This is a genomic window from Archangium sp. (assembly GCF_057119385.1).
The window spans coordinates 156,764-183,583 of the sequence record NZ_DBNGVP010000154.1 but is presented as its reverse complement, the minus strand read 5'-3'; the positions used below and the strand labels follow the sequence as shown (position 1 = coordinate 183,583).

Annotated in this window: 19 protein-coding genes; 2 read left to right on the top strand and 17 right to left on the bottom strand. The window is 65.8% G+C overall.

The genetic code is table 11. From position 1 onward, the window contains the following. The 15 genes from AC16DP_RS36965 to AC16DP_RS36895 all read right to left on the bottom strand — a co-directional run bounded on the left by AC16DP_RS36965 (nt 1) and on the right by AC16DP_RS36895 (nt 19,924). A complete protein-coding gene (locus AC16DP_RS36965) occupies nt 1-312 on the bottom strand; it encodes a hypothetical protein (protein ID WP_329726156.1) in 312 nt (103 codons plus the stop codon). Continuing rightward, nucleotides 309-947: a DotU family type IV/VI secretion system protein gene (locus AC16DP_RS36960; RefSeq protein ID WP_329726157.1), complete on the bottom strand. Its 639-nt coding sequence runs from the start codon at nt 945-947 to the stop codon at nt 309-311. The genes AC16DP_RS36965 and AC16DP_RS36960 overlap by 4 nt, the downstream gene beginning before the upstream one ends. Then, nucleotides 944-2,593 carry a type VI secretion system baseplate subunit TssF gene (locus tag AC16DP_RS36955; protein WP_329726158.1) on the bottom strand — a complete coding sequence of 550 codons (1,650 nt, stop codon included), beginning with the start codon at nt 2,591-2,593 and terminating at the stop codon, nt 944-946. The genes AC16DP_RS36960 and AC16DP_RS36955 overlap by 4 nt, the downstream gene beginning before the upstream one ends. 10 nt (nt 2,594-2,603) lie before the next feature. Then, entirely contained in the window at nt 2,604-3,206 is a 603-nt protein-coding gene (locus tag AC16DP_RS36950) for a hypothetical protein (protein WP_329726159.1), read from the bottom strand. Between the two features lie 42 nt (nt 3,207-3,248). Then, the gene (locus AC16DP_RS36945; RefSeq protein ID WP_329726160.1) at nt 3,249-4,901 is read right to left on the bottom strand and encodes a hypothetical protein; all 1,653 of its coding nucleotides are present in this window, start codon (nt 4,899-4,901) and stop codon (nt 3,249-3,251) included. Continuing rightward, complete coding sequence (locus tag AC16DP_RS36940; protein WP_329726161.1) at nt 4,901-5,296, bottom strand: GPW/gp25 family protein; 396 nt, start codon at nt 5,294-5,296, stop codon at nt 4,901-4,903. Before AC16DP_RS36940 ends, AC16DP_RS36945 begins: the two co-directional genes overlap by 1 nt. Before the next feature lies 1 nt (nt 5,297). After that, on the bottom strand, nt 5,298-6,551 hold the full coding sequence (gene tssK, locus AC16DP_RS36935) for a type VI secretion system baseplate subunit TssK (protein ID WP_329726162.1): 1,254 nt from the start codon (nt 6,549-6,551) through the stop codon (nt 5,298-5,300). Between the two features lie 152 nt (nt 6,552-6,703). Next, entirely contained in the window at nt 6,704-7,279 is a 576-nt protein-coding gene (locus AC16DP_RS36930) for a hypothetical protein (protein ID WP_329726163.1), read from the bottom strand. A gap of 47 nt (nt 7,280-7,326) precedes the next feature. Continuing rightward, the gene (gene tssC, locus AC16DP_RS36925) at nt 7,327-8,820 is read right to left on the bottom strand and encodes a type VI secretion system contractile sheath large subunit (protein WP_329726164.1); all 1,494 of its coding nucleotides are present in this window, start codon (nt 8,818-8,820) and stop codon (nt 7,327-7,329) included. A gap of 42 nt (nt 8,821-8,862) precedes the next feature. Further along, nucleotides 8,863-9,438 carry a type VI secretion system contractile sheath small subunit gene (gene tssB / locus AC16DP_RS36920; protein ID WP_329726165.1) on the bottom strand — a complete coding sequence of 192 codons (576 nt, stop codon included), beginning with the start codon at nt 9,436-9,438 and terminating at the stop codon, nt 8,863-8,865. Nucleotides 9,439-9,578: 140 nt separating this feature from the next. Further along, entirely contained in the window at nt 9,579-10,448 is an 870-nt protein-coding gene (locus tag AC16DP_RS36915; RefSeq protein ID WP_329726166.1) for a hypothetical protein, read from the bottom strand. Between the two features lie 3 nt (nt 10,449-10,451). After that, nucleotides 10,452-11,465, bottom strand: coding sequence for a type VI secretion system protein IglI family protein (locus tag AC16DP_RS36910; RefSeq protein WP_329726167.1), 1,014 nt, complete (start codon nt 11,463-11,465; stop codon nt 10,452-10,454). After that, nucleotides 11,458-11,844 (bottom strand): DUF4280 domain-containing protein, encoded by a 387-nt coding sequence (locus AC16DP_RS36905; protein ID WP_043411168.1) that lies wholly within the window; start codon nt 11,842-11,844, stop codon nt 11,458-11,460. The genes AC16DP_RS36910 and AC16DP_RS36905 overlap by 8 nt, the downstream gene beginning before the upstream one ends. A 39-nt stretch (nt 11,845-11,883) precedes the next feature. Then, nucleotides 11,884-13,563 (bottom strand): class I adenylate-forming enzyme family protein, encoded by a 1,680-nt coding sequence (locus tag AC16DP_RS36900; protein WP_329726168.1) that lies wholly within the window; start codon nt 13,561-13,563, stop codon nt 11,884-11,886. Nucleotides 13,564-13,567: 4 nt separating this feature from the next. Further along, nucleotides 13,568-19,924, bottom strand: a complete 6,357-nt coding sequence (locus AC16DP_RS36895; protein ID WP_329726169.1) for a choice-of-anchor D domain-containing protein — start codon at nt 19,922-19,924, stop codon at nt 13,568-13,570. Between the two features lie 342 nt (nt 19,925-20,266). Here AC16DP_RS36895 and AC16DP_RS36890 point away from each other — a divergent pair, with 342 nt between their 5' ends. Together AC16DP_RS36890 and AC16DP_RS36885 are read left to right on the top strand one after the other, a co-directional pair. Beyond that, nucleotides 20,267-21,754, top strand: coding sequence for an OmpA family protein (locus AC16DP_RS36890; RefSeq protein WP_329726170.1), 1,488 nt, complete (start codon nt 20,267-20,269; stop codon nt 21,752-21,754). Nucleotides 21,755-21,991: 237 nt separating this feature from the next. Further along, nucleotides 21,992-24,106, top strand: coding sequence for an Ig-like domain-containing protein (locus AC16DP_RS36885; protein ID WP_329726171.1), 2,115 nt, complete (start codon nt 21,992-21,994; stop codon nt 24,104-24,106). 109 nt (nt 24,107-24,215) lie between these two features. Here the strand turns inward: AC16DP_RS36885 and AC16DP_RS36880 are convergent, their stop codons facing one another. Together AC16DP_RS36880 and AC16DP_RS36875 are read right to left on the bottom strand one after the other, a co-directional pair. Then, nucleotides 24,216-25,217, bottom strand: coding sequence for a hypothetical protein (locus AC16DP_RS36880; protein WP_329726172.1), 1,002 nt, complete (start codon nt 25,215-25,217; stop codon nt 24,216-24,218). A gap of 162 nt (nt 25,218-25,379) precedes the next feature. Continuing rightward, on the bottom strand, nt 25,380-26,774 hold the full coding sequence (locus tag AC16DP_RS36875) for an adenylate/guanylate cyclase domain-containing protein (RefSeq protein ID WP_329726173.1): 1,395 nt from the start codon (nt 26,772-26,774) through the stop codon (nt 25,380-25,382). Nucleotides 26,775-26,820: the final 46 nt, after the last annotated feature.

The following is a 26,820-nucleotide window of genomic DNA, read 5'->3' as shown; positions in this document are numbered from 1 at the left end:
TCATCTCCCCCCGCGGGCCGCGCTCGCCTTGGAGCGGCCAGAGCGCGCGGCCAGTTGGAGTGCCTCCAACACGTCTTCCAGCTCGTCCAGGGTCTGCAAGAGCTTGTCGTGCCGGGCCTCGTGCTCCTTGGGCGCCAGCCGCGTGCCACCGGCCTCCGGGAAGAGCGCGGCCACTCCCGCGCGCACCTCGGCCAGCAGGGGCTCCACACCCGCGCTCAGTCCCCCCAGATCGGACTGGATGATCTTCTCCAGGCGGACCAGTTGCGTCCGGGCTCCCTGGAGCTCCTTGGTGATCTGCGCTTCGGCCCTCATCGCGATAGCCACCACAGTAGCACCGGGACGGTCACCACCACGAATCCGGACACCGCGTAATAGCGCCACGGGAAGGCGTGGACGAGCGGCTGCTGCGCCGCGGCGGGCGGCGGAGCGGGCACGGCCTCGGGCGTGGGGATGCGAGCGGCCAGGCGCTCCTTGTACTCGCGCAGCCGGGCGGTGTTGCCCGCGTAGCGGCCCTCGAAGCCGGCGGTGAGGCAGAAGTGCAGCAGCTCGAAGACGAGCGGCGAGGCCCCGCGCTGCACGAGCTTCTCGTCGGCCACCTCGTAGAAGCGATCGCCGCCCGAGTCGATGCCGTACAGTTTGTACTGCAACAGGGGCCAGTCGGCCTGTTCCAGGTCCGCGAGCCGGCGCAGCACCAGCTCGTCGACGAGATAGACGAAGGGACGCACCGCCTCGTCGATCTCCTCTTCGCGGTAGGTACCGCCCAGGGCGCGCTGGAGGAAGCCGACCTCGGCCAGGAGCAGTTGCTGGAGCTGGGCCAGTCCCTGGAGGCCCACGCGGACCTGGGTGCGCTCACCGCCCGCGGCGGGCTCGGGAGGCAGGGATTGATCCAACAACGAGCGCACCTGGCGGTGCGTCCGCAGGATGCTCTGCCAATGCTCGAGTTTCATGAGGATACCTTGAACTGGAAGGGCCCTGCCCCCGCCACGGTGGGCCGCAGCACGACCGAGGCCTCAGCATTCCACGCTTCCAGCAGTTGCTGCACCTGCTCGAGGAAGCAGGCGACCAGGGGCTCGGCGCTGGCGTCGAAGGGCTCGAGCAGCAGCTCGTAGACGTGCAACAGGCCTGATCCACGCAGGGCGCCATCCGGGGCCACGGTGGCCTTGAGCTCGCGGAGCCAGGGGATGACGCGGCGGAAGGGCTCCTCGGCGGGAGTGCCGAGGTAGTTCAGCAACGCGGCCAGCTCGTTGCGCTCGAGCGTGGATTTGACCTTCCAGGCGAGCAGCCGGGTCAACCCCGCCACGTCATTGCGCAGGGAGCTCTCGCGGTGCGCCTCGAGCCGGCCCACCAGCTGCCAGCCGAGGCCCTCCACGTGGCGGCCCGGGGTGGAGACGGAGACCTTGCCCACGGCCTCGGAGACGAACTGGGGCTGGTACCAGAGCGCCTCCACCAGGAGCTTGCGCGGCTCGAGGAAGGCCTCGGGCATGCGCACCAGCAGGCTGTGGCGCGCGCGCAGATCCTCGTCGAGCGACTCGTCCAGCTCGTAGCTGGGCCCCTCGCCGGGGAGGAAGGCCGGGCGCATGGGCGTGCGTCCCGTCTTGTCCAGCACGTACACGCCGGTGATGGAGTGCAGCTGCAGATCGCGCCCGGCGGTCATGCCGCGGACGGGGTACTCGGAGCGGGTGCCGTCGGTGACGATGGGCTGGGCGGGCTCGGCCTTGAGGTTCTCCACCGGGACGACGAAAGGGTGGAGGAAGTCCGGGTAGCTGGAGCGGCCCACCGACCAGGACTTGTCCAGGTCCAGGCACAGGCTGAAGCGAGTCCACTCCTTGCGGTGCGAGGGCACCGACACGTGGAGGAAGAGCCCCTGCTCGGGCATCTGGAAGAAGGCCCGGACGCGCTGCAGCGGGTGCTCATAGGCGCCCGCGTCATCCAGCTCGCCGGGGGCGTTGCCCAGGGAGAACTCGCACGGCAGCGGCTGGGAGGACTCGTTGGCGGGCGCGTCGTACACCACGCCCACCTGGGTGAGGTGCTGGCGCAGCGCGTGGAAGACGGCCAGCGAGGGGCGGTACTCGTCCAGGTGGCGCACGTGCAGGCTGAAGAGGCCCACGGGATCCCGGCGCGGGAAGCTGGACGCGTAGCGGAGGATGAGCCGCCAGCGCCCGTCGGGCAGACGCACCACCTCGGTGCCCGCGGAGGAGATGGGGAGGATGCGCAGGTGGCGGCGGGTGCGGAAGGTACCGGCCACGCCGTGGGCGGGAGACAGGCGCAGCTCGGTGCCCCGGGTGAGCACCACCGTCTCGGTCATCTTCTCCGCCGGCAGCGCCTGCACCAGGCCCACGGCGGGCAGCGGCTGCAGGAGGAAGTCGAAGAAGGAGGAGAACAACCGCAGCCAGGTGGAGCGCAGGTTGTGCTGCGTGGCCAGGCGCGTCTGCACCGAGAAGAAGGCCATGGACTCGATGAGGCGCCGCACGTGCGGGTCCTCCCGGTCCATGGGCACGGTGGGGTACGAGCCCAGGAAACGCTGCCGGAAGCGCTCGAGCGCATCCAGCTCGTTCAGGTAGTCCAGGTAGATCCGCTCCGACGAATCGCTCACCGCACCCTCATCATCCCAGCTTCACGAGCGAGCCGCCGACGGTGGTCATCGAGCCCTTGAGATCGGCCATGCCGGAGGACTCGAGGCCGAGCTTGGCCTGGGCGGCGACCTTGATCATGGGGGCGGCCAGCTCCGCCTGGGCCTGCCCGGACATCTTCAGGTTGACGCCCTCGATCTTGTTGTCCCCGCCCGAGGCCGTGAAGCTGGTCTGCATGCCCTTGAGATCGAGGTTGGTGGCGGCCTCGATGGCCACCTTGGCGTTGGAGGACAGCGCGGCGTCCTGCGTGGCGCTCTGGGTGAGCTTGGCGCTGGAGGTGAAGGTCATGTCCTTGGTGCTCTCCACCGTGAGCGTGTCCTGGCTCGCCCAGCTGGAGGCCTTGGCGGACTTGAGGGTGAGCGTGCCGGTGGCGTCCACGGTGAAATCCTTGCACGTGATGGTGACGCTGTCCTGCTTCTGGACGTAGGTGCTCGTCTCCTCGGAGCCCTTCACCGTGATGGTGATGCTGGTGCCATCCATCACCACCGTCTGGGTGATCTGGTCGTCGGCGTTCTCCACCTTGACGGTGACGCCTTTCTCCTTGTCCAGTTCAACGGTGCAGACGAGCTTGCCCATGGTTCCTCGCCCTCTTGGTGGGGATCCGAAGCGCCCCGCGCATCACGACTGCTCTTCCTTCACTTCGATGAGCAGCGTGCCCTCGTCCAGTTGGATCTTCTGCGTGTCCTTGGCACTCGTGCGCTGCATGAGGAACACGGGCTTGTCGTCCGTGTAGAAGTGCTTGAGCGCGGTGCCATTCTCGGGAGTCTTCCCCACCAGCAGCTGCACGCCCTGCCCGTCCTGGGGCATGCGCGCGCCAGTGCGCCAGTCCAGGAAGCGCTTGATCCACGCGTTCTGGAAGCCGAGCGCCACCAGCACCCGCTCGCCCTTGTAGGCCGGGAAGTAGAAGTGGCCGGGCAGCAGGTTGGGGTTGAAGGGAGCGGGGATGATCTGATCGGCGAAGAGAGGGATCTTCACCTTGTACCCGTCCTGGGACGTCTTCGAGTCGGTATAGGCCTGCCAGGTCTCGTCCTTCTCGGCGCCCTGCTCGCTGACGATGAGGCCCTCCACGTAACGGGGGTAGGCCGGGGGCTGCCAGGCGGGCAGGTCCACGTGGGGATCGTCCTTGCGCTCCAGCCGCGTGCTCATGCGGAAGGAGAAGAGCGCGCTGGGATCGTTGTAGACCTCTTCCTGGCCCTGCTCTTCCGACACCTCACCGGACACGTGCAGGCTGCGGACGCGGAGAGGCTCGCCCGCCGCGAGGCCCGCGGCGTTCCAGGCGGCGTTGTCCGGCAGCTTCACCAGGGCGCCCGGGGTGAACGTCTTCTCGGGGAAGGAGCGCCAGACGAGCTCCATCTCCGGGCCGCGCCACTTGAGCCGCGCCGTCTCCAGGTCCACCCGGGCCTGCACCTCGTCCGAGATGGGGGTGACCAGCAGCACGTCCTGGCGGATGCCGGCGACGGCCTGCGTCTGGGTCACGGGCTGCGTCTGGGGGCTCTCGGCCGTGGCGTTGAGCACCGTCACGTCGTGGCGGATGACCTCGGGCAGCAGCACCTCCAGGCCCTGGAGGTTGTCCTCCTGCAGCTTCAGCGGCGTGCCCGAGGCGTCCTTGGCGGCCGCGAACTTGTAGCCGTGGGCGGCGTAGTCGTACGTCCACACGCCCATGTGGCCGTGCACGTACCAGAGCACCCAGTCGTAGAAGCTGGCGCCGCGCTGGGGATCCAACCCCACGAAGATCAGGGAGTGCGAGGTGCCCAGGCCCGCGTCCCAGTCATAGGCGAGGCTGATCTTGTCGCCCTTGTGCTCGTCCAGCACATCCTTGAGCGTCTTGGAGGTGTAGAGGGCACAGGGGAAGTGCTGCCGCCACAGCACGCGCGCGGCGTCGAGGAAGCGGATGCCATAGCGCCGGTGGAGGATGACGGTGGCGCCGCTGGTGGTGGGGACGACCTCCTCGACGAGCGTCTTCTCGGTGACGAGCCCCTTCACCGTCAACGCGGTGTGGGACGGCCGGGCGGACGCCTCGGCGAGCACGGCCTTCACCTCGAGCGACACCTCGACCAGGTCGGGCTTGATGAAGTCCGCCAGCAGCGCGTCCTTCTCCTTGCCACCCTGGGCCGAGTTGTCCGTCAGGAGGAACTCCACCTCCCCTTCCAGCCCCCAGCTCCACAGCTCCAGGGCGAAGCGCTTGATGCTGCCGGCGATGATTTCATGCGCCTTGCCGGCGATGGTGAGGGTGAGCGAGACGGTCAGCCGTTCGTCGAAGGTGCGCTCCATCACCCCTCCTCGTCCTCTTCCACCCGGACGCGGCCGCTCACGGTATGGAAGAGGAGCCGCAGTGTGCAGGGCGCTCCGTTGAGCCGGGCGGTCAGCACGAAGTGCAGCCACAGGCCCGAGTCCCGGCCGCGCAGCTCCAGCTCCGGCTCCTCCAGGCGAGGCTCGAACTGCCGCACCGAGTGCAGCAGCTCCTCGGAGAGCGTGGTCATCAGATCGCGCGTGCCGAACTTCTCCGTGTAGCGGCCCACGCCGAAGCCCTGGACGAAGTAGCCGAAGCCCTCCTTGGTGTTGAGCACGGACTCCAGGTTCTGCCGCACCAGGGGCAGCTCACCCTGTTGGGAGCCGGAGCGCTGCCAGGGGCTGGTGAACTTGTCGAGGAAGGAGGGGCGTGCCATCTCAAGCCCTGCGCCAGAAGAGGAAGACCTGCGTGCCCTGGAGCGACGGGGTGGCATAGAAGGCCATGCCGTTGTCGCGCTGGGCGTACTGCCACTCCTCGCCCATGGACAGCTTGTACCAGGAGATCTCCGGGCCGAAGGCGTGGGGGAAGGCGGGGTGCGGCACGTGCTGGAAGGGAATGCCCCGGAGCGCCAGCCGGCGCACCGCGGGCAGCCGGGCGGGGCTGGCGATCTTCACGCCCTCCATGGAGGGCGGCTGGCTGGGATCCTCGCTGCGCACCAGCAGGTACAGCTCGCTCGGCACGCCCTCGTCCAGCGTGGGCAGCGGCGCGAGGACGAACTGGCCCTCCTTGTGATCGAAGGGCTTGTAGGTGAGCCGCGTGTCCTCGGGGCGGAAGGCCCGGTTGAGCAGCGTCATCCACCCCCACAGCCCCTCGGCGGGATTCTCGTGGAGGTAGGTGGGCATGTCGCTGGTGGGCTCCAGTTCCAGGTAGCAGCACACCTCGAAGTAGAACTGCCGCAGGGCGGCGAAGAAGAAGTACGGGTGCGGGCTGATGCCGTTGCGCATGTCGGTGCGCAGGGCCTGCAGGCGGTGCACCTCGAGCAGCGTGCGGCGGGCACTCGCGAGCCGCTCGCCCCGCTGGTAGCTGTCCAGCAGGAGGGTGCGGAGCTGGCCGTGCGCCTTCTCCAGCAACGAGTCCAGCTCGGCGAGCAGCCCGTTGAGGAAGGGGTTGGGCCCCACCAACAAGAGCGGCGGCACCTTCCGGGATGCGGGGCGCCAGGAGCCATCGAGGTTCTTGGAGAAGGACACCAGCTCCAACGAGGAGAGGGCCCTGTCCACGGCCTGCTCGCTGGAGAGCTGCAGCTTGCGCAGCACGCGCTGCACGTTGGGCGGCTCGTCCGCGTAGAGCGGCACGCCCTCGGTGCCGCGCGTGTCCTCCAGCAGGTGCAGGAAGACGGTGACCTCCGCGCGCCCGGTGGCCTCCAGCGAGAAGGACGGCAGGGCGGCGTTGCCGGGCACGTCCACCAGGAAGCCCCCGGGCAGGACGGCGGTCAGTGAGGAGATGGAGAGACTGCCTTCGGCCAGGAGTGCTTCACTCCACGCGAGCGAGGCGATGCCCACCTGGGGCAGCCCGGACAGCCCGGCGTGTACCCGCGCCTCCGCGGAGAGGGACTCATCCTGGGCGCGAAAGTGCTCGGGAAGGAGCGTCTGGCCAACCTGCCAGCGGACCCGCGCGAGCTTGTGGTGCTGCATAGTGTTGCTTCCTGGGGTGAAGGGTCAAAGAGGCCGTCTCGCTGGAGGCTCTCCAGCCCCTCCCAGGCGGGACTCGAACGCGCCTTCCCATCACCCTGGCAGGAGGAAGCCTCCTCCCGCCAGGGGTCCGACGGGCTAGCGGCGCGCGGTGACTACTCCGCGGTGATGCCCCACTGCTTGGACAGGTTCTTGTTCAGACCCGTGGCCATGTGCACCACCTGCTCCAGGGTCTGCGGCTTGATGCCGATCTGGAGGGTGAAGTTCTCGGGCGACTGCACCTCGCGCGACGCATCATCCGCCACGGAGAGGTTCAGGTCGTTGCCGTTCTTCTCCAGGATGCCCTTGAGCTCGGCGTCCAGGTGGTTGGACTTGAAGTACTTCTTCTCCTTCGGGTCGTACTCGTAGACCACGTAGTTGAAGGTGACTTCCATGTTGGTCCAGTCCGTGAGCAGCTTGGCCTGGAGGGCCTGCTTGTTGGACGTGGAGATCTGCGCGGACAGGTACATGGCGTCCGTGGTGCCCGTCTCCCACAGGTAGTGGCTGAGCACGCCCACGACCTTGGAGCCGAAGTCGGAACCCGGCTGCTCCGGATCCTTGATGGTGGCCTGATCGGCGACCAGCTCCACATCACCCACCACCAGCTTGGTGATGTAGCCCACCGGCGTCTGCTTGTCCTTCTTGAAGTTGAAACCCTGGTACACGTCCAGGGACTTGGCGTACTGAGGCATTTCGCCCTCCTGCGCTTGATTGAATGGGGACTACGACGGGGGCCTGGTCATCCCAGGCGGGACTCCAACATCAGCTCCACGTTGAGGCCTTCGAACTGGATGTGCGGAAGCACGGCCACCTTGCAATCATACCAGCCAATCTCACCCGGGCGGGCCTCAACCTGCACGGCCACGGACTTGAACGGGAAGCGCCGCAGCGTCAGGTCGTCCGGGTTGGTCACCGTGGTGACGTAGCCCGACAGCCAGGACTCGATCTGCCGCTGCACGTAGCCGGCGTCCGCCGTGCTCCCGATGTTGTCGCGCTGGATGCTCTTGATGTAGTGCGCCAGGCGCGTGATGGAGAAGGTGTAGGCCAGGTTGGTGACGAGCTGCGAGTTCTCGGAGTCCTTCGGGTCCTTGAACTTCTTGGCCTGCTTGATGGACTGGGTGCTGAAGAAGGCGGCCTCGCCCGTGGACTTGCGGTACACCAGCGGGATGAAGCCGTTGCGGGCGAACTCGTACTCGCGGTAGTCCGGGATGGCGATCTCCACCGGCGCCTGGATCATCTTCTGACCGCGCAGGGTGAAGGAGTCCACGGGCAGGCCCGTGACGAGACCGCCGCTCTTGGGGCCGCGGATGGACTGGCACCAGCCGGACATCTCGAAGGCCTTCACCAGGTTGCGGCCCATGAGGAAGGCCGTGTTGCCCCACAGGTACTTCTTGGAGTCACCCTGGGCGTCCTCCTTGAAGTTGAGCACCTCGCAGGGGTTGCTCTCGGGATCCCACGGCAGGCGCACCACGTAGCGCGGCAGCGTCAGGCCGATGTAGGCGGCCTCTTCCTTGTCGCGCAGCTCGTGCCACTTGCTGTAGCGCGGGTGGCTGAGCACGCCGTCCAGGTTCTTGAGCGACTCGAGCTGCTCGACGCTGTCGCAGTCGAAGAACCTGGGGCTGGCGGCGGCGATGAACGGACAGTGCGCCGCGTTGGCCACCGTGCCCATGCGCTCCAGCCACGTCAGGTCCGCGCGCGAGGCGCTGAAGTCGTACAGGCCCAGCATGACGCCGTAGGGACGGCCGCCGAACTGGTCGTACTCCTTGATGTAGACCTTGTCGAAGAGGGCGCTGGAGAAGAGGCTGCTCGAGTTCTTCTCGAAGTCCTCGGCCAGCTCCTCCTTGGCCACATCCAGGATGTCGAGGGTGATGTCGGCCTGGAAGTTGGTGTTGTTGACGAGGTCCTCGAGACCGCGCCACACCGACTCCACCTGCTGGAACTTCTCGTGGTGGAGGATCTCGTTGATCTGCCCCTCGATGAGCTCATCGATGCGGGCAACGGCCTTGAGCACCTCGCCCTTGTCGAAGCGGATCTGCCCCGCCTCGTCCTGGACGGGCTCGACGTTGTAGAGCAGCGCGGCGAGCGAGGACATGAAGCGCTCGTCGCCCGGCACCTGCACCTCGTTGTGGGTGGCGGGCACCAGGCCGGTGCCGATCATCGGCGAGGCGCTGGTGGGCATGTCGAGCCCGCGGACCTTGAACAGCTCATTCAGGTAGTTCTTTTCGACGGCCATGGGAAGAAGGTTCCTCGGCGTGAAGAAGGGTGCGTGGGGTGATCAGGCCTTGGCGGCCGAGGTACCGGCGGCGAGCGCGGGCTGGTCGGACTTCGCCTTGGCCGGCGTGGGCAGGCGCATGGACTCGTAGCTCTTGAGCGCGTCGCTCTCCAGGAGCTTCTGCAGCTGCTCCTTGTTGGAGAACAGCTCGTAGAGGGTGCGGCGCAGCTCCTTGCGGTTGTCGATGTCCGACTGCATCTCCATGAGGAGCTTGCGCAGGAGCATCAGCGCCTTGAGCTTGGGCACGTGGTGGACGATCTCGTCCGGGTGGAAGGACTTCATGCGGTCGATGGGAAGCTGGACCTGCATCTTCCCCTCGCCATCCGCGCTGACCTTGTCGTCCACCTCGAACGAGATGGACATCCCCATGTCCTTCATCAGCTCGTTGATGTTGGAGCCGGTGACCGAGCGCATGGCGCGCTCGTCCAGGTCCAGCTGCCGGTCCTTGGAGCTCCCCTGCGAGAAATCACCAAGCACCACGACGCGGAAGGGCAGCTTCACATCTTCCGGCTGGCCGTTGATCTTGGTGCGGTAGACGAGCGTAATACGAGACTTGGGCAGCTTGTCCTGGATGGGCACGGCTTCTCCTTACACCGAGCGGTCTGCGTCCCCTGCTTGCCCCCGCGCCGACCCCCACCACCGCAGGACACAGCCCGCTGTGTTCTGGATCGGGAGTTTAGGGAGAAGCGATTACAGGGGTCAAGGGAGGCTCTCCCGCCTCAGGAGCCACCAGGCGAGGAAGAACGCGACGTGTCACCCGAAAACAGGAGGACCTGCCGGGTCTGCACCTCGGCGCCGTGAAGCGGATCATAACCGAGGTGGCTCTGGCGCTCGATGCGCAGGAAGCCCTCTTGTTCTCGCAGCACGAGAATCACGGTGAGCATCAGCACCGTCTCGGAGAGCAGCGGCAGCAGCTGCGCCTCGAGGCGGCGCTGGGCCTCGATGGCCCAGGGAACCCCGCTGCTGCAGATGGGCTCGTCGGCGAAGAGCCGCACCTCCATGCCACCGGTGGGGATGGAGGCGAAGCCGCCCATGGCGCCGCCCTCACCGAGCGCGCTGGCGCCCAGCCGCATCTCGGGCGCGGCGACCTTCTGCGGGCGGACGTCGCGGCGCACCGACAGCTCCGTCTCGGGGAAGACCTTGCGGAAGAGCCAGTGCAGGGTGCTCTGACAGGTGGGGCGCATCAGGCGCAACCGGTCCTTGGCCGCCTCCGGCCACCCGGGCAACAGGGCCCCTTCGCGCTCCGGGTACAGCCCGGCGAAGCACTCGCGCAGCAGCTGGTGATCGAAGAAGCCGATGAAGCGCTCGAGCCGATCATGGTCGAGCTGGTCCATCGTCTGCATCATGAAGGACGGGAGCGGGGACTGGGCGCTGAGCAGGCCCACGTTCACCGTGATGATGATGCGCTTGCGCGGCTGGTGGATGAACTGGATGTCGTGCACCAGGTGGGACTGGTGCAGGGTGGTGCGGTGGCTGCGGTACTCGATCTCCGCGTCGCCGTAGCCGGACGTGTTCAGCACGTCCAGCAGCGCCGGGACATCGAAGCCGCGGATGCGCTCGCGGATGCGCCGCTCGAGCGCCTCGTCCATGGCCTACTCCCCTTCCCCCGAGCCCTGCGCGAGGAAGGCCTCCAGATCCACGCGGTAGAGCTGATCCAGCGCGCGGAAGGACAGCGTCTCGGTGCTCTGCAGCAGGGATTCCACCTGCTCCGCGTTGGTGCTCAGCGCGGCGAAGAAGCGGGAGAAGAGCGCGGGCAGGTACACGCGCGGATCGAAGTGCTCCACCACGTTGAGCACATCGGCCGCCACCACGCTGGCGCGCTGGAAGTCCTGGCGCGCGACGAGGGTGTCGAACGCGGCCAGCTTGAGCATCAGCTGGGCCAGGGCCGGAGAGACGGGCATGGTGGGCACGGCCGGGGTGGGAGCGGAGCGCGCGGACGCGGCGGGACGCACCGGGGCCTGGGACTCCTCCTCCGCGGCGGGCTCCTCCGTGGGCTCCGGCCCGGGCTCTTCCTCCGGGGCTGGGGAAGGCAGCGACTGCAGATGGCCCTCCAGCCACTGGGTGAGGCGGCGGAACGGAGCCTCACAGCCGTTGCGAGGCATCGCCCCGGCGAACGCGGAGAAGATCTCCTCGCTGAGCGTGAGCGCCTGCTCCAGGGGCTCGCGGTTGGTGGGGGCGTTCCAGCGCTGCCACGTCTCGTCCTTGAGTCGCTCGTGGTGCTCGAGGTGCTTGTTGAGCACCTTGAGCATCCAGCGCAGACCGCCATCGGCGAAGACGTCCTTGCGCTCGCGGGGCCCGAAGTACTGCCAGTTGATCAGCAGCGTGCGGGAGAGCCCCTGGAAGACGAGGGGCATGGCCTCCAGACCGCCCTCGATGAAGAGACCGAGGAGGTAGGGGCCCACCAGCCGCACGTCGTAGAGGCCCTCGCGCAGCAGCGCCTCGGCGGCCCGAGCCGCATCGAGGTAGGCGCTCTTGGACACCAGACCGTTGACCTTCTCCAGCCGGTCATCCGAGCTCTCGAGGTCCGGGGCCTCGGCATCCAGGAGTTTTTCCAGCAGGTTGCGCTGGAGCGGAGAAGGAGGAAGGGACTTCGCGGACTCAGCCATCTTGCACCGTGAACTGACCAGGGGAGACGACCTGGATGACGCCGCCCCAGTTGCACATGAGTTTGCAGTTGCTGTCCAAGGCCGGCATGTTGCCGATCAGCAGCTTGGGGCAACCGGGCGCCCAGGGAGCCGCAGTGGCGGGCACGCACGGCATGGGCGTGAGCACTCCCATGGCCGCCGCGGTCGCCGCGGCCACCGTGGGGTTGGCCATGGACATGCACATGCCGAAGGGCATGATGTTCAGCATCGGCTTGTTGTCCATGATGTTGGCCGCCGGCGTGGTGGCCAGGATCTTGTTGGTGGGCAGCACCACCATCGAGGAAGGGGCCGCACCGAAACTGCACTGCAGCATGGCCCCCATGACGACCTGGACTCCCATGGCGCACTCCGTGGCGAAGGTTCGCGCGGCGCGCCATCGTCACACACCCTGCCCTCCTTTTTCCAGCAGGTGGCCACGCAGCACGGTGAGGGACTGGAAGAGCGGATCCGAGCTCTTCCGGTGCAGCGCTCCCGTGAGGTACTGGGTGTGGCACCAGGCCTCGTCCACCTGCCCGTCCACCTTGCGAGGATAGAGGGGGATGAACTCGGTCCGGTCCGGCAGGTGCTCCGCCCCGAGCTGGAGCTCGAGCCAGCGGCGGAGCTCCTGCAGCCAGAGGTTGCTCTGCTGCGCCTGGGCACCGGTGAAGACGAGCAGCACATAGCGGTAGTGACCGGCCACACCTCCCGTGGGGGCAGGCACCACGGCGGCGCCCCGTACGAAGGCCAACTCCTGCACGGCCTCGGCCACCTCGACGGCCGGGTAGACACGCCCTTCCCTCCTCGCCGTCCGGGGTCCCCCGTAGTGGTACAGGCCGTAGGAGCGAGTAAGGACCAGGTAGGCGGGCGGCCGATCCTTGTCTGGGAGCAGGGTGAAGACGCCCAGATCTCCCGGTGCCTCCTGGCCGCTCATGTTGACGTCGTGCAGCGCCCAGCGGCGTCCGGGAGCGGGAGGCGTCTCCGTGTGCACGTCCCTCACCCGCCGCGGGGAGACGAGCACCGCACCACCAGCGGAGGGATCCACGAGCACGTTGGAGGATGGGGTCGTGGACAGCCCGCACTGCTTGACCCAGGCGCGCCAGGACTGCCAGTCGATGGGCTCCTCGGGGTTGCGGAACCAGTGGGCCACGTTCTTGAGCTGCGTGCGGGCACGCAACAGCACGTCCCGCAGTGCTGGCGTGACGCCGAGCGCCCGAACGGGATGCTCGGTGAGCAGCGCGGGATTGGCCTCGATGTCCGGCAGCTCGAGGTGGAGGTACGTGGCCCCGCGCAGCAGGGTGGCGAAGAGAAAAGCCGGCAGGTGCTGCAGTGGGTGGAAGCCGGGAGCGGCCAGATGCTCTCCGGGACCGACACCGAAGGTGAGCAGCCCATCCACCAGCGCCCCACGCCAGGCGTCCTCCGCGAGGAGCGGAGCCGGCGTACCAGCGGGCTCCACCAGGGGTGAGAAGAGCAGACCCACCGGATCGGCCGGCTTGTAGGTGTGCGAGGTGAAGGCGGGAGAAGCCTGCCCCTGGTTGTTGAGCAACTTCTTCTCGAAACCCTCCAGCAGGAGCACCTGGTGCGGCTCGGCGGCGACGTGGTCCGGCGCGAGCGCGGCCAGGCGGCGCGCGATGAAGCGCCGGCCCTGGGGTGGCAGGAAGCTGATGCAGGCCCCCAGGCCCAGGGCGGCCACGAGTGAGACGAGCAGCTCGCTCCCGACGGAATAGACCAGACACACCTTGGCGCCAGCCTTGACGCCCTGCCGTGCCCACTCCGTGGCCCGCCGTGAGGCCTGCTCGTGCAACTGACGGTAGGTCAGCACCTGCCAGCCGCTCCTGCGGTCGTAGTTGCGCAGGGCCACGCGATCCGTGTTGCCGTGACGGACGACGAGGTCGTGGAAGAAGTCGTAGTGCTGACCCGCGCGGCTCTTGAGGGGAGCGCCGCGGCCCACATGGGCCACGGCCAGGGCGGCGGCGAACCCGTCCGGATCCTCCCAGCTCTGCTGCTGCCAGACGGGCACCCCTACATCCGCCGGGGTACCCGTCTCGAGCTGTTCGAGGATCTTCCTGACGTCGAAGATCATCCGGCTACTCGCGCCTGCGCCGCCGCGAGCCCAGGCCCACGAGCGCCAGCAGCATCAGCATCCCCGCGCTGCCCGCCTCGGTGCTGCCGCAGGCGCAACCACCGCCCGAGCCCGTCAGGATGCGACCAATCCCCTTCACGGGGATCTGAACCTCGGGCTCTGCGATGTCCTGCAATCGCACCTGCACCTCGTCCTCGACCTCACCTGCCTTATCGGGATCAAACGTCACCGTGAAGGTAGCGCTCCCCTCTGGCGGAATGCTTCCTGTCAGGCCGCTCGTCCCCAGGCCGAAAGGAGACGCATCGAGCGCTTTCATCGTCACCACTACATTCTGCGGCTGGGGCGACTTGTTGGTGATGGTGACTGTTTTGGTCTGTGCTGGCGCCGTGGCATCCACCCGGCCGAAATCCAGACTGGCCACGTCGGTACTGAGAACGCGTCTCGTTGCCTTGCCCTGCATCTTGAACACCACTGCCCTGGGCTTCAGCGGAGAACTCGTCCCGAAGTACAGTTCGGTCTCGGACGTGGACTCCACCACAGGCTGGTATTTCACCTTCTTGATGACGGGCTCGCCGGGATTGAGCACCAGGCCCTCCAGAGAGGCCCAATCGAAGAGGAAGGGCTCGCCGTTGCTGTAGATCACCTCTGGCTTGAGAAGGGTGATTGGATCACTGCTCAAGTTCATGAGGGTGATCGGCTCTTCTCGCATGCCGGTCCCAGCACGCACTCCACCGAAGTCCAGTGGTGAGGGGTTGATGGAGAGCACCGTGGGAATGCCCTTGCCACGCAAAGGAACTTCTATCGGCGAAGGCAGTTGGGCGAAGAAGAGTTTCAGCACACCATTCGCATCGGCCTGGGCCCGTGGCCTGAAGGTCACATTCAGGGGAAACGGCGTGCCGCGAACCAGCTCAACCGACGTTGGCAACGTCGCTGGTATGAACTGCGCGGAATCCGTCCCCACGACCAGGGCCCCCGTGAGGTTGATGCGGCTGTCCGTGTTGTTGGAGATGTGGAGCGTGCGCGGAAGCGAAGTATTGTCCACGAGTTGCTGCCCGAAATCCAACTCCGACTCCACCGAGACGGGATCACGAACTCCCACACCCACGATTGACACCAATACACGCGGTACGCTCGTACTGCTCGGCACCGCGAGCAACTGGGCCGAAGCCAACGGTTGCGCGTCGGTCGGCGAGAATGTCACGAACAACGTCTCGCTCGCCTTTGGCGCGAGGGGAATGGGCAAATCGGAATGCGTCAACTTGAACGTTTCGCCCGTTTGGCTCAGCGTTATACTGTTGATGGAGACCGAACCGTTGCCCTCATTGGAGATCTTGATCTGGGCCGTGGAGGAGGAACCCAGCAGGACTCCCTCAATCTTCAGGCTGGGTGGATCCACGACCAGGACAGGCGACGTCCCCTCACCCGAGACATCGAACCTGACGGTCTTGGCATTCGAAGTAATGACTGCCCTCGCCTCCCGGAGACCTACCGCCGTCGGGGAGAACTTCAGTTCGACAGGGACGACGTCCCCGGCATCCACCGACAAGGTGAAGAGGGTGCCCCCATCGGCACTGCGGCCGACACTGAAATCCGACGCCATGTCATCGGTGCCCGCTGTGCCCCCATCCAGGACGGTCTTCTTGTCGAAAGAGATGTCATAGATTTGCAGGGTCCTCACGCCTTTGTTCCTGATGGACAACGTCTGTGAGTTGACCCCGCCCACATTGGTCTTGTTGAAAGTGACGCTCGGGCGGAGCAACTCGACCTCCGCGCCCTCGCCCGTGCCCGTCACCGTCAGATTATGCTTGGGATTGAGCGCGGAATCAGTCTGGATGACGAGGTTCGCGCTCTGATAACCGTTCACGAGGGGCCTGAACGCGACGAAGAACTCGTGCACGTCCACAGCTCCGGGCCTCAGCGTCATCCCAGTGTTGAACCCCGTGATGATGAAGGGATTCTCCTCCGTCGAGTTCTGGATCGTCGCACTCACGAGCGTCAGTGGGGCATCTCCCCCGTTTCTCACCCGCACCGCCACCTTCGCGGAAGAAGACCCCACCTCCGCTCCCCCGAAGTTGATATCGGTGGGAGACACACTGCTGAGCCCATCGATGCCTGTTCCGCTCAACGCCAGAGGCGGGACCGTATCAATGGCATTGCTGAGAATCGTCACACTGCCCTCCACCAGGCTTCGCACCGAGGGCGTGAAGATCACGTCGAGCGCACGCGTTCCTCCCTCCTTGGGCACCACCAGCGGGGCCTCTGGAGAAGGGAGTGACATGGACGGAGAGATGGCAAAGTCACGAGTGAAGACAAGTCCCTGGATCTTGAGATCGGCCTTGCCATCATTCGTGATGAACACCCGCTGGGGCAGGCTGGGGCTCCCCACGCGCTGATTACCGAAAGCAAGGAGAGACGAGGACAGCCTGAGCCGGGCGGCAACGCCATTGCCAATCAGGGGGAGCTCTACCGGATTGTTGACGGCGTTCGAGTTGATGACGAGAGTCGCGGAGGATTCGGCATTCTGCGTAGGCGTGAAAGCCACCGGGAACTGCACGTACCCGCCATCAGGCGAAATGTCCACGAGTGTGCTCGGGCCGCGATATTCGAAAGGAGCACTGGAGACAGCGGTACCGCCGTCTGCCAGCTTGGTGATGACCCTGGCACTGGTCAGATCGAGCGGAGCGCCTCCGATGTTCGTGAGCCGCACCAGTTCCTGTTTCGTACTGTTGACCTCCACGTTTCCGAAATCGAGCGCGGTCTGGCCAGGCTGGCTGGGAAGAGAAATCTGCACCTTCGCCTCAGTGCCCCTGCCCGAGAGCGTCAACGTATGGGAGTTGTGGGTGGCGGAGCTCTCGATGATGATGATTCCATTCGCATCCCCCGTTCTGCTGGGAGTAAACCTCACCTTGAGGGGATAACCTGGACTGCCAGGATTGAGCACCACCGGCGAGGAGAGCCCTTCCACGCTGAACTGACCATCCGAGTTGAATGAGACCCGCGTGAGCGTGATGGCGACCGGGGTTTCGTTCTTGAAGGTGACCTGCTGCTCGCCAGGCGTTCCTCCTACGCGAACGTTACCGAAGTCGATGGTGGTGGGGGACACCCCGAGCGAAGTCTCGCCATTGCCAGACAGGTTGACGGTGACCCTGGGATTGACCGGATCATTGGTATCCAAGGTGATGCTCCCGCTGACCGGGCCCTGTGCGGTGGGGCGGAACGTGACCGCAAGCGTTCTGTCCCTGTCGTCATCCGTCAGGTTGAACGGATCCGTCGAGTCGAGCGAAAAGGGTCCACTCACGCGAACGGAAGTGATGCGAAGAGTACCACTCCCCGTGTTGCTCACCTTCACTGGCGTGGGCGCGCTGACACTCCCCACAGGCAGCAAACCAAAGGCGTATGACGTGGGCTCCACCTTGACAGCGGGCTTCACCCCCCTGCCACTGACCTGGAACTGGCTCTCGAGGAAGTCCGGGTCCGCACTGGTGAGTTTGATGGTGGCCGAAACAGCAGCTGGCATCTCGGAGAGAGGCTTGAACTTCACCGTCAGCGGCAGGTCTCCCGGAGACAGCGTGTACGGGGTTGCCGGAGGAGAAACGAGCGTAAAGGCCGAGTCCCCCTCAATGGAGATCTTGGAGAAGGTGATGGAGCCGGTACCGGTATTGCGCACCGTCACCGTGCCCGTGGTGACGTCGGAACCCACATAGGTTTCGCCAATGTCGAGTCCGCCAACCGGGGCAAACGCGATGTTTGGCTTTACTCCCCTGCCCTTGAGGGTATAGGGGGTGCTGGCGAATGCCGTGTCCGCACTGTTGAAACTCAGGGTGCCGATAACGGATGCGGACATCAAGGCGACAGGCTTGAACTTCACCAGCACCTGCTCCTGTCCACCGTTGGCCGCCAACGTGAAGGCCCCGCTCGGCCTGGTCACGATCGTGAAGGACGAATCACCCGACAGCGTGACGGAATCGATGGTGATGTCGCTGGAACCATCATTGCGGATCGTCACCAACTGCGTGGGCTCGTTGTTCACTCGTACGTTGCCAAAGTCGTACCCGCCAGCCGGATCAAACACGAGGTTGGGATTCACCCCCCTGCCGCTCAGGGTGTAGGGGGTGCTGGGGAATTCCGTGTCCCCGCTGGCGAACGTCAGGGTAGCCGTGACGGATGCGGACATCACGGCCGTGGGCTTGAACTTCACCGTCACCTGCTCCTGCCCTCCATTGGCCGCCAGCGTGAAGGCGCCGCTCGGCTTGGTCACGATCGAGAAGGCCGAGTTGCCCGTCAGCGCCACCGAATTGATGGTGATGGCCATGCCGCCGGTATTGCGGATGGTCACGACCTGCGTGGGTTCGGTGTTCACTCGCACGTTGCCGAAGTCGTACCCACCGGCCGGCTCCAACACGAGATTGGGCCTGACGCCCTTACCGCTGAGGGCATAGGAGGTGCTGGAGAATTCCGAGTCCCCACTGGCGAACGTCAGGATGCTCGTGGCGGCAGTGGTCATCGGGGCGGTAGGCTTGAACTTCACCGTCACCTGCTCCTGCCCTCCGTTGGCCGCCAGCGTGAAGGCACCGCTCGGCCTGGTCACGATCGTGAAGGACGAGTCTCCCGCCAGCGCCACGGAGTCAATGGTGATGGGAAGACCACCGTTGTTGCGGATGGTCACCACCTGTGTGGGCTCGGAATTCACACGCACATTGCCGAAGTCGTACCCACCGGTCGGTGACAGTACGAGGTCGGGCTTCGCCCCCCTGCCGCTCAGGGTGTAGGGGGTGCTGGGGAATTCAGTGTCCCCGCTGGCGAACGTCAGGGTGCCCGTGACGGATGCGGACATCACGGTGGTGGGCTTGAACTTCACCGTCACCTGCTCCTGCCCTCCGTTGGCCGCCAGCGTGAAAGCGCCACTCGGCCTGGTCACGATCGTGAAGGACGAGTCTCCCGCCAGCGCCACGGAGTCGATGGTGATGGGGATGCCTCCGGTATTGCGGATGGTCACGACCTGCGTGGGTTCGGCATTCACCCGTACGTTGCCGAAGTCATACGGACCGGTCGGCTCCAACACGAGGTTGGGCTTCGCCCCCCTGCCACTCAGGGTGTAGGGGGTGCTGGGGAATTCCGTGTCTCCGCTGGCGAAGGTCAGGGTGCCCGTGACGGATGCGGACATCACGGTCGTGGGCTTGAACTTCACCGTCACCTGCTCCTGCCCTCCGTTGGCCGCCAGCGTGAAGGCGCCACTCGGCTTGGTCACGATCGTGAAGGCCGAGTCACCCGTCAGCGCCACGGAGTTGATGGTGATGGGGAAACCACCGGTATTGCGGATGGTCACGATCTGCGTGGGTTCGGCATTCACCCGTACGTTGCCGAAGTCATACGGACCGGCCGGCTCAAACACGAGGTTGGGTTTGACGCCCCTGCCGCTGAGGTTGACCGTGGCGCTGGTCTTGAACGCATCTCCAGCGATGTTGAAACCAAGCGTCCCCGTGACGGAAGATGCCATCGGGGCAAGGGGCTTGAATTTCACCGTCAACGTCGTCTGTCCACCCCCTCCTGGCAGGGTGACTGAACCACCCGGCGGAGACACGAGCGAAAAGGACGAATCACCTGCCACGGCAATACCACTGAGGGTGACGTCGGTAAGGCCGGTATTGCGAACCGTCACCGTCTGCGTGGGTTCAGTGCCCACACGCACGTCATCAAAAGCGAGTGATTCAGGACTCACATCGGTGGCGAAGCTCACCCCCGTTCCGGAGAGAGGGACCTCCGTCGTGGCATTGGCGGCATTGCTGGCGATGATGAGGTTACCAGAGAAAAATGCCAGGGCATCGGGCGTGAACTGTACCTTGATGACCTGGGTTCCACCGTTTGCATTGACGACAAGCCCCCCAGCGGGGATGGTGGGACTGACAATCGAGAAGACAGGGTTGTCAGTGGAAAGCCCGGAGACCGTCAGGGGCGCGCCGCCGTTATTGGTGATCGTCACATCCTGGGCAGCACTGAGAACGCCCCTCTTCTGATTGCCAAAGTCGATCCCCTCAGGCGAAACCTCGATGCTCCGCTCCGCGACAGTCAATGTGATATCAACATGGGAAGCACAATAATCCCCGTCATTCGGAGCGATCGTGAGTTGGTTCTTGGTCGTACCCGTGAGCCAACCAATGCCGGCGGGGTTCGCTTTGTTGAAAGGCTTCGCTGAATCACAAGCGGAAGGTGGCCCACAGGTGCGATCCGAGACGGAGAAGGTGGTGCCACCACCAGCACCAGTGTAGTTGAGAGAAGCACCATTCAGTTTGACGCCAACAGTCGTAGTGCCTTTACCATCACTGTCCACGCTCGCGCCGTACACTTCCGCCTTGAATCCCACGACCAGCAGGCCGGCGGGAATAGTGACGTCAATGTCCTTCGTCCACTCAGGAGAGGTCGCACTACCTGGGCAGCGGTACCCACCGGATCCACACGAGAGGCAAGTGGTACTCGTGCCCGGACCGTTCCCCGTCCACTTGAGGGTATGAAGAATGGGGTCGGTGGAGACCGCCGCAGACCTTCGCTGGAGCGAGACGGGTGGAACCGCAGGAGCCGCTGGACCCGTTCCCTCTGGTTCACTGGACCTACACGACGCCAGCACTCCAAGAAACAGCAGGGCCAACACCTTGAGTCGGAGCACTTGTCTCTCCCCACGTAAAGCGAGGTAGGATTCTACCCGATCATGAGCATACCTTCCTTCACCCGGGGCGCAATGGCCGCCATGTTGCTGGGCTGCTCTCTGGCCTCGGCGCAGTCCACCGACCAGTTGCCCGGCTTCGACCTGGAGCGGCTGGACGCGAACACGGGACGCGGCACGGCACTGGTCGGCAATGGCGAGCTGATGGTGCCCGGAGGAATGAGCCTGAGCCTGCTGGGGCACTACCAGCGCCTGCCCCTCGTCCTGAATGACGGTGAGCAGGATCTGGCAGTGGTGCGAGACAGGGCGACCGCGCTGCTCTCGGCCAGCTACGGAGTATTGCCGTGGCTCGAGCTGGGGGCCCAGGTCCCGTTCGTGCTCTGGCAACAGGGGGATGATCCGAATACGGTGGGCCTGTCCGCACTGGCCGCCCAGGGCATGGGAACCCCCGTGCTCCAGGCTCGGCTGGGTCTGCTGTCACGGCGCCAGCGGCAACCCGTGGACCTGTCGGCGGACCTGGGAGTGGGTCTGCCGGTTGGCACCGGGCTGGCGCTGGCGGGCGATGAGGGGCCTCGTTTCCACGCGCGCCTGGTGGTGGGCACGCTCCTGGGTTCGCTACAACCCTCCCTCGAGGCGGGCGTCCTGTTCCGCCCCACCATCCTCCTGGGAACCGCCGAAGAGAACGCGGTCAGGCAGGGCGCGACCTCGGAGGTTCGCCTCGGAGCGGCGCTGTCCACGACGGGAAACGGGTTGAGAGGTGAGCTGGGGCTACGGGCCACGCTCGTGCCCCAATCAGCCCAGGTTTCCATGGATCTGCTCGGAGGCGTGCGGTTTCCGCTCCTGGTCGGGTTGGACGCTTTCGTCATGGGAGGACCCGGCCTTGGCGGAGCACTCGGAACGCCGCGCTTCCGCATGCTCCTCGGCGTCTCGTTCCGAAGCGAGCCGCCACCCAGGATCTCCTTCATCGACGAGCATGTGGATCGCGAGTTCCAGCTCTCACTCGCCACACCGAAGCCCCCGGAACGAGACGATCGGATCCGTCCGGCCGGCACCTGGGAGCTCATGTCCGTCACCCGTGACGACCCTCAGGGGACGTCGGACGTCAGAACGCAGCGGGAACCTCCGCGGCCCTATCAGCCCGGTCCCCAGGAACGGCTCGTGATGAGGGGTGAGCTCCACTTCACGCAAGGTAGCTCCGAGTTGCAGGGCGTGGTGCCCCTGCTGGATCAGGCCGTCCTGCGGCTGTCGGAGCTCCCCAAAGGGGGCACCCTCATCATCGAGGGGCATGCGGACACCGAGGGTACCGACTCGTCCAACATGATCATGTCGCTGCGACGTGCCCAGGCGGTACGGCGCTATCTGCTCGATCAGGGCGTTCCCGCGACCCAGGTGCGGATTCGCGGCTTCGGCTCGGATTGGCCGGTGAGCGCCAGACCCGCCACCGAGCAGGAGCGGCAGCTCAACCGCCGCGCAGAGGTACTTCTCATCACCGAGGCACCGGCGCCACTCACCACCCAGGCTCCGGCCCCGTAACGCCCCCTCTCCTGTTTCTCGGCTGGTAACGTGGGTGACAGCCCACCCACCGGCCAGGCATTGCCCGACACGACTCCCTCCTTCGACTGGAGTGAGGTGAAGCCCTTGCGTGTACGGCGGGCAGTCGAGCGCGCCATGCGAGGCGTGCACCGCCGGGGCCTCCACCAACGCCCCCCCCTCGCGACCGATTCGTCCTATCATCGCGGCCCTCTAGTCGTGAAAAGGAGTTCAAAATCCATGAGACTCAACAAGGCGCTCCCATGGTTTCCCGCGCTGCTGGTGCTCGGAGGGTGTCCCGGCGGAAATACCAAGGAGCCAGCCCATCTGAACGAGATCACGGTGACCTGTGATCCCAACCCCGTGGTTGCCGGGCAGACCACGAAGTGCACCGCTGAAGCCAGGGACCAGTACGGCGAAAAGTTCACCAGCGTTTCCGGTTACGACTGGAAGTCCAGCAACGAGTCCGTGGCGAAGGTGGTGGATAAGGCTGGGAATGCCACCACGTCCGCCGCCGGAACAGTGACCATCAGCGCCAGTGCCACCTCAGGCAACGAGACCCGGCAGGGAGAGGTCACCCTCACGGTGAACCAACGCCCTCCCACCCTCCACACCACCAACATCACGACTTCCGAGACCTGGCGAGCGGCCGAGAACCCGCACGTGGTGAGAGGGCAGCTCGTGGTGAACGGCACTGGCGGAGCCCCCACGCTGACCCTCGAGCAGGGCGTGGAAGTCCGTTTCGACCAGGACGCCGAGCTGCGCATCTCCAACGGAGCCTTCAGGGCCTTGGGGAGCCAGGGGGCGCCGATCCGAATGGTGGCCAACCAGAGCGCCCCCCCCAAGGGCTACTGGCGGGGCGTGGTGTTCTCCACGGAGGGGAGCGGTTCGGAGCTGAGCTTCGTCACGCTGAGCGACTGTGGGAACGCCGCGGGAGCGGGCGCATGCCTTGCCGTGGAGAACAAAGCAGCCCCCGTGCTTCGTGACGTGACGGTGCAGAACAGCGGCACCGTGGGAGTGAAGGTGGCGGATGACGGCAGTGCCTTTGGAACTGGCTCGACCAGGCTCCATGTGTCTGGGAGCACGGGCTACGCGGTGCACATGGCCGCCAACCAGGCCGGCACGCTCCCGACCGGAGGCTCCTTCACGGGCAATGCCCCCAACGCTGTCGAGCTCAGCGGCAATGTCTCGCTCTCGCAGACCTGGCCCAACCCCGGCATCCCCTACGTCATCAATAGCCTGGTCCTCATCGAGAACCCCCCGGACGACAGCACCCCGGAGAATGCTCCGGGCCCCACGCTCACGCTCTCCGCTGGCACGGTATTCCGCTTCGGAGCCACCGGTGAGATGGTCGCCGGTTACCACCTCACGGGGGATTTGATCGTCAATGGAACCGAGTCCTCGCCCATCCTTTTCACGGCCGACTCGGACAACCCCAAGCCCGGCCAGTGGAGGGGAGTGCACCTGGCGGACCATGCCACCGCCGCCAGCCGCATCTCCTACACCACCATCGAGTACGCAGGTGCTGCGAGCAGCCTCCTCGGGACGACGGGCAATCTGAATGTGCACGGGTCTCTTCGTCCGTGTGAGGTTGATGGCCCCTGTCCCATCATCCAGAACGTCGTCGTGCAGAAGGGCAGTGGATACGGCGTCTACATGTCGAATGGTGCGAAGTTCGGTCCGGGTTCGACAGCACTGAGCCTTCGCGACAATGGCAACTATCCCCTTTCGCTACCAGCCCATGTCGTCGGGACGATTCCCACGGGAATCACCTTCAGCGGCAACACGCCCAATGCCGTGGAGATCAGCGGGAGCGGCGTGGACACCACCCAGACATGGCGGAACCTGGGCATCCCCTACGTGATCCAGGGAAACGTGAACGTGGGCTATACGACCAATCCAACGCTGACCGTGGAAGCTGGAACGCAATTGCGGTTCGCCCAGAACACCGAGCTCACCATCGGAAGTTACGCCAGCCATCCCGGTGCGCTGATCGCGGTGGGAACCGCAGAAGCACCCATCCACTTCATCCCGAATACCTCGACCCCGACGAAGGGGTACTGGCGCGGGCTGCACTTCTTCCAGGGAGAGGGAAGCCGGCTTGACCACGTCCTGATCTCCCATTCCGGAGCCGCTGGCCGTTTCTTTGGGGGCAACCTGAACGTCTACAAGGAATTGGGCGCGTTCGTGACCAACAGCACGTTCAGTTCCTCGGCCAGTTGCGGCGTCACCGTGAGTGATGGCTCCTATCCGGGCACCACCGCCGTGACGACGGACTTCTCCCTGGCCACGTACAACAACACCTTCGTCAACAACGGCGTCAACAAGCAGTGCGCGGACGCATGGATTCCATGACGTCCACGACACACTGTTGCTGGAAGAGGTAGGTTGGAATTCCAGCAGAGCCCCACGATTCCGCTCGGCGGCCGGAGCGCGCCGCCGAGCGGAAGGTAGCAGGTGAGACTCAGCTCCGAGGAGCAACGGCGCCAATCCGGACGAGGAACCGGGCCTTTCGCTCCAGATCCCGCTGCAACTCATGCAAATGGCGGGTCGAGTCGCGCACCACCGGCACGCTGGCGGGCGGGCTCGCTGGCGGCGCGGGCACGAGCGACGGGGGGCTCACGGGCCGCCGCTGTTCCAGCACGACCTTCGATGCCTCGCGCTCGACCGGAACGCTCCGGGCCTTGCCGATCAGCGCCTGGCGGACTGGAAGCGGAGGCACACGCTCATCGACCGCACGGCCATAGAGCCACGCACCGCATCGCCAGAGCACGTCGTAGCGCTGATGCAACAGCGTCCAAAAGCGATCGCGGAGCTCGACAGCCTTGACGAGGGACGGCGCTCCCCCTTCGCTCTCGACGCCCTGCTGTCCGAGCATCACACGCAGCTTCCCAGCGAGTTGCTCCGCCTCGGAGATGTCGGACGCAACCACCGGCGATCGGCCGGAGATCCTCGCCTCGTTCCTTCGCAACAACGCGACGAGCGCCAGGCAATCGTCCAGGACATCGTGCTGACCGCGAAGCCAGACCTCATCGACATCGGCATCGGGAAGCAGCCGAGCCTCGGCGAGAGCGTCAGCGGCCTTGCGCAGCTTGCGGCGCAGCTGTTGCACCCGCTCGAACATCTTTCCGAACGAGGACGCCTCGAGCTCGCGGTCTACCTGCAGCGCGGCGAAGGCCAGACCCTGAGCAAGCCGAGGGAGCATCGAAAGCTCCACGACGTTGATGTTGGGCAGCCTGCCGATGACCACCGTCCCACTGCCCAGCACATTCTCCACACCGCGCATCACGGTTTGGTACGTGAGCACGATGTCGGCACAGCACTCCTCGACGAAGCCAGGCTCGACGGCCTTCGCCTCGACGAGGAACGCGTCGTAGGCGGCCTGCGAGCTGATGCTTTCGAGTTCGGTGGCGTCCGCCGAGCCATTCTCCGATGTCTCCGGCTTACCGCCGTCATCCTCTGCCATGTGGGCAGATTATCGAGGGCGCTCCGGTGCTGCAACGCGCCCCCTCCCCGCCTGGGCACGGGAAACCCGAGACGCTCGGCCACAGGTCATCACCCCATGAGCAGACAGCCAGGCACGTGGGCCGAGGCCTCGAGGAGCATGACGCGCAGTCGCTCCTCCGGCTCACTGCGTGCCGAGCAGCAGCCAGGTCCGCATGGGCCCCTTCCCCTTCACGGGGACGATGCCCTGATCCTGGAAACGGAAGCGGCCCCGGAGCCGCTCGTAGACCGCTTCCGACAGGTGGATACCATCCACCACGCCGTGCGACTCCATCCGGCTCGCCGTATTCACCGTGTCGCCCCACAGGTCGTACGCGAACTTCTTGCCGCTGATCACCCCCGCCGTCACCGGGCCCGAGTGCAGGCCAATCCGCAGGTGCAGCGGTATCTGCAGCTGATCCCCCAGCTTCAACACCTCCGCGCGCATGGCCAACGCCAGGTTCGCCATGGCCTCGGCGTGGTCGCTCCTCGGCAGCGACAGCCCGCCCACCGCCATGTACGCGTCCCCGATCGTCTTCACCTTCTCCACCCCGAGCTCGTCCGTGAGCTGATCGAAGATGGAGAACACCATGTTCAGCACCTGCAGCACGTCCGGCGGCGAGTGCTGCGCGGCGAAGCGGGTGAAGTCCACCAGATCGGCGAACAGCACCGTCACGTCCGGGAAGTTCTCCACGATGATCCGCTGGCCGCTCTTCAACCGGTCCGCCACCGGTTTCGGCAGGATGTTCAGCAGCAGCTGATCCGCCCGCTCGCGCTCGCTCTGGATGGTGCGCAGGTGCGCCAGTTCCTGCTCGTGCATCCGGCGCAGCTGGGTGAGGTCGTGGTAGATGGCGATGAAGCCCACCCGCTCCCCCTCCACCGTCACCGGCAACGCCACCAGCTCGACGTCCACCGGCGTCCCATCCTTGCGCAGGCGTTGGGTGACAATCTGCACCCGGCCGCGCTCGAGCGCCTCGCGCGCGGTGGCCTCGGCCTCCTCCTGGATGGGCCCCTCCCCCGCCAACAACCGCAGGATGTTCCGGCCCTTGGCCTCCTTCGCCGTGTAGCCGAACAGCCGCTCGGCCGCCGGGTTCCAGGACACCACGTTGAACCGGAGGTTCACCGTCACCATCGCCACCGGACTGTGGAGCACCAGCGACTCGTAATACTCCTTCTGGTGGCGCAGCGAGGCCTCGACCTCCGCGTGCGCCGTCAGATCCCTCAGCACCAGCATCCGCCCTTCCGGCAGGGGCACGCAGCTCACGCGCAACACGTGCGCATGGCGCGGAGACTTCTCCGTCCCGTGCCAGACCCACTCCCCTTCCCTCGGCGGCTCCCCCGAAGGCAGCGGTTCCGGCGGAGTCCACTGAGGCAGCAGCTCCGAGAGGGGTCTGCCCCTCAGCGCCTCCCCGGACTCCCCGAACAGCCGCTGCGCGGCGGCGTTGGCCTCCATGAGCCGGTCCTGAAGGTCCAGCACCAGCACGCCGTCGGACGTGTGCTCGAAGAGGGCGGTATGGGCGCGGCGCACCAGGTCGGACATGGAGGATTCCATGAGCAGTGTAGGCCACCCTGCTGACGTGGGCACC

Excerpts from the sequence above, each read along its gene's own strand:
- AC16DP_RS36945 (WP_329726160.1), bottom strand. The coding sequence starts at position 4,901 with ATGGAGCGCACCTTCGACGAACGGCTGACCGTCTCGCTCACCCTCACC.
- AC16DP_RS36960 (WP_329726157.1), bottom strand. The coding sequence starts at position 947 with ATGAAACTCGAGCATTGGCAGAGCATCCTGCGGACGCACCGCCAGGTG.
- AC16DP_RS36965 (WP_329726156.1), bottom strand. The coding sequence starts at position 312 with ATGAGGGCCGAAGCGCAGATCACCAAGGAGCTCCAGGGAGCCCGGACG.
- tssK (WP_329726162.1), bottom strand. The coding sequence starts at position 6,551 with ATGCAGCACCACAAGCTCGCGCGGGTCCGCTGGCAGGTTGGCCAGACG.
- tssC (WP_329726164.1), bottom strand. The coding sequence starts at position 8,820 with ATGGCCGTCGAAAAGAACTACCTGAATGAGCTGTTCAAGGTCCGCGGG.
- AC16DP_RS36930 (WP_329726163.1), bottom strand. The coding sequence starts at position 7,279 with ATGCCTCAGTACGCCAAGTCCCTGGACGTGTACCAGGGTTTCAACTTC.
- AC16DP_RS36910 (WP_329726167.1), bottom strand. The coding sequence starts at position 11,465 with ATGGCTGAGTCCGCGAAGTCCCTTCCTCCTTCTCCGCTCCAGCGCAAC.
- AC16DP_RS36880 (WP_329726172.1), bottom strand. The coding sequence starts at position 25,217 with ATGGCAGAGGATGACGGCGGTAAGCCGGAGACATCGGAGAATGGCTCG.
- AC16DP_RS36875 (WP_329726173.1), bottom strand. The coding sequence starts at position 26,774 with ATGTCCGACCTGGTGCGCCGCGCCCATACCGCCCTCTTCGAGCACACG.
- AC16DP_RS36890 (WP_329726170.1), top strand. The coding sequence starts at position 20,267 with ATGAGCATACCTTCCTTCACCCGGGGCGCAATGGCCGCCATGTTGCTG.
- AC16DP_RS36885 (WP_329726171.1), top strand. The coding sequence starts at position 21,992 with ATGAGACTCAACAAGGCGCTCCCATGGTTTCCCGCGCTGCTGGTGCTC.
- AC16DP_RS36950 (WP_329726159.1), bottom strand. The coding sequence starts at position 3,206 with ATGGGCAAGCTCGTCTGCACCGTTGAACTGGACAAGGAGAAAGGCGTC.
- AC16DP_RS36905 (WP_043411168.1), bottom strand. The coding sequence starts at position 11,844 with ATGGGAGTCCAGGTCGTCATGGGGGCCATGCTGCAGTGCAGTTTCGGT.
- AC16DP_RS36940 (WP_329726161.1), bottom strand. The coding sequence starts at position 5,296 with ATGGCACGCCCCTCCTTCCTCGACAAGTTCACCAGCCCCTGGCAGCGC.
- AC16DP_RS36900 (WP_329726168.1), bottom strand. The coding sequence starts at position 13,563 with ATGATCTTCGACGTCAGGAAGATCCTCGAACAGCTCGAGACGGGTACC.
- AC16DP_RS36915 (WP_329726166.1), bottom strand. The coding sequence starts at position 10,448 with ATGGACGAGGCGCTCGAGCGGCGCATCCGCGAGCGCATCCGCGGCTTC.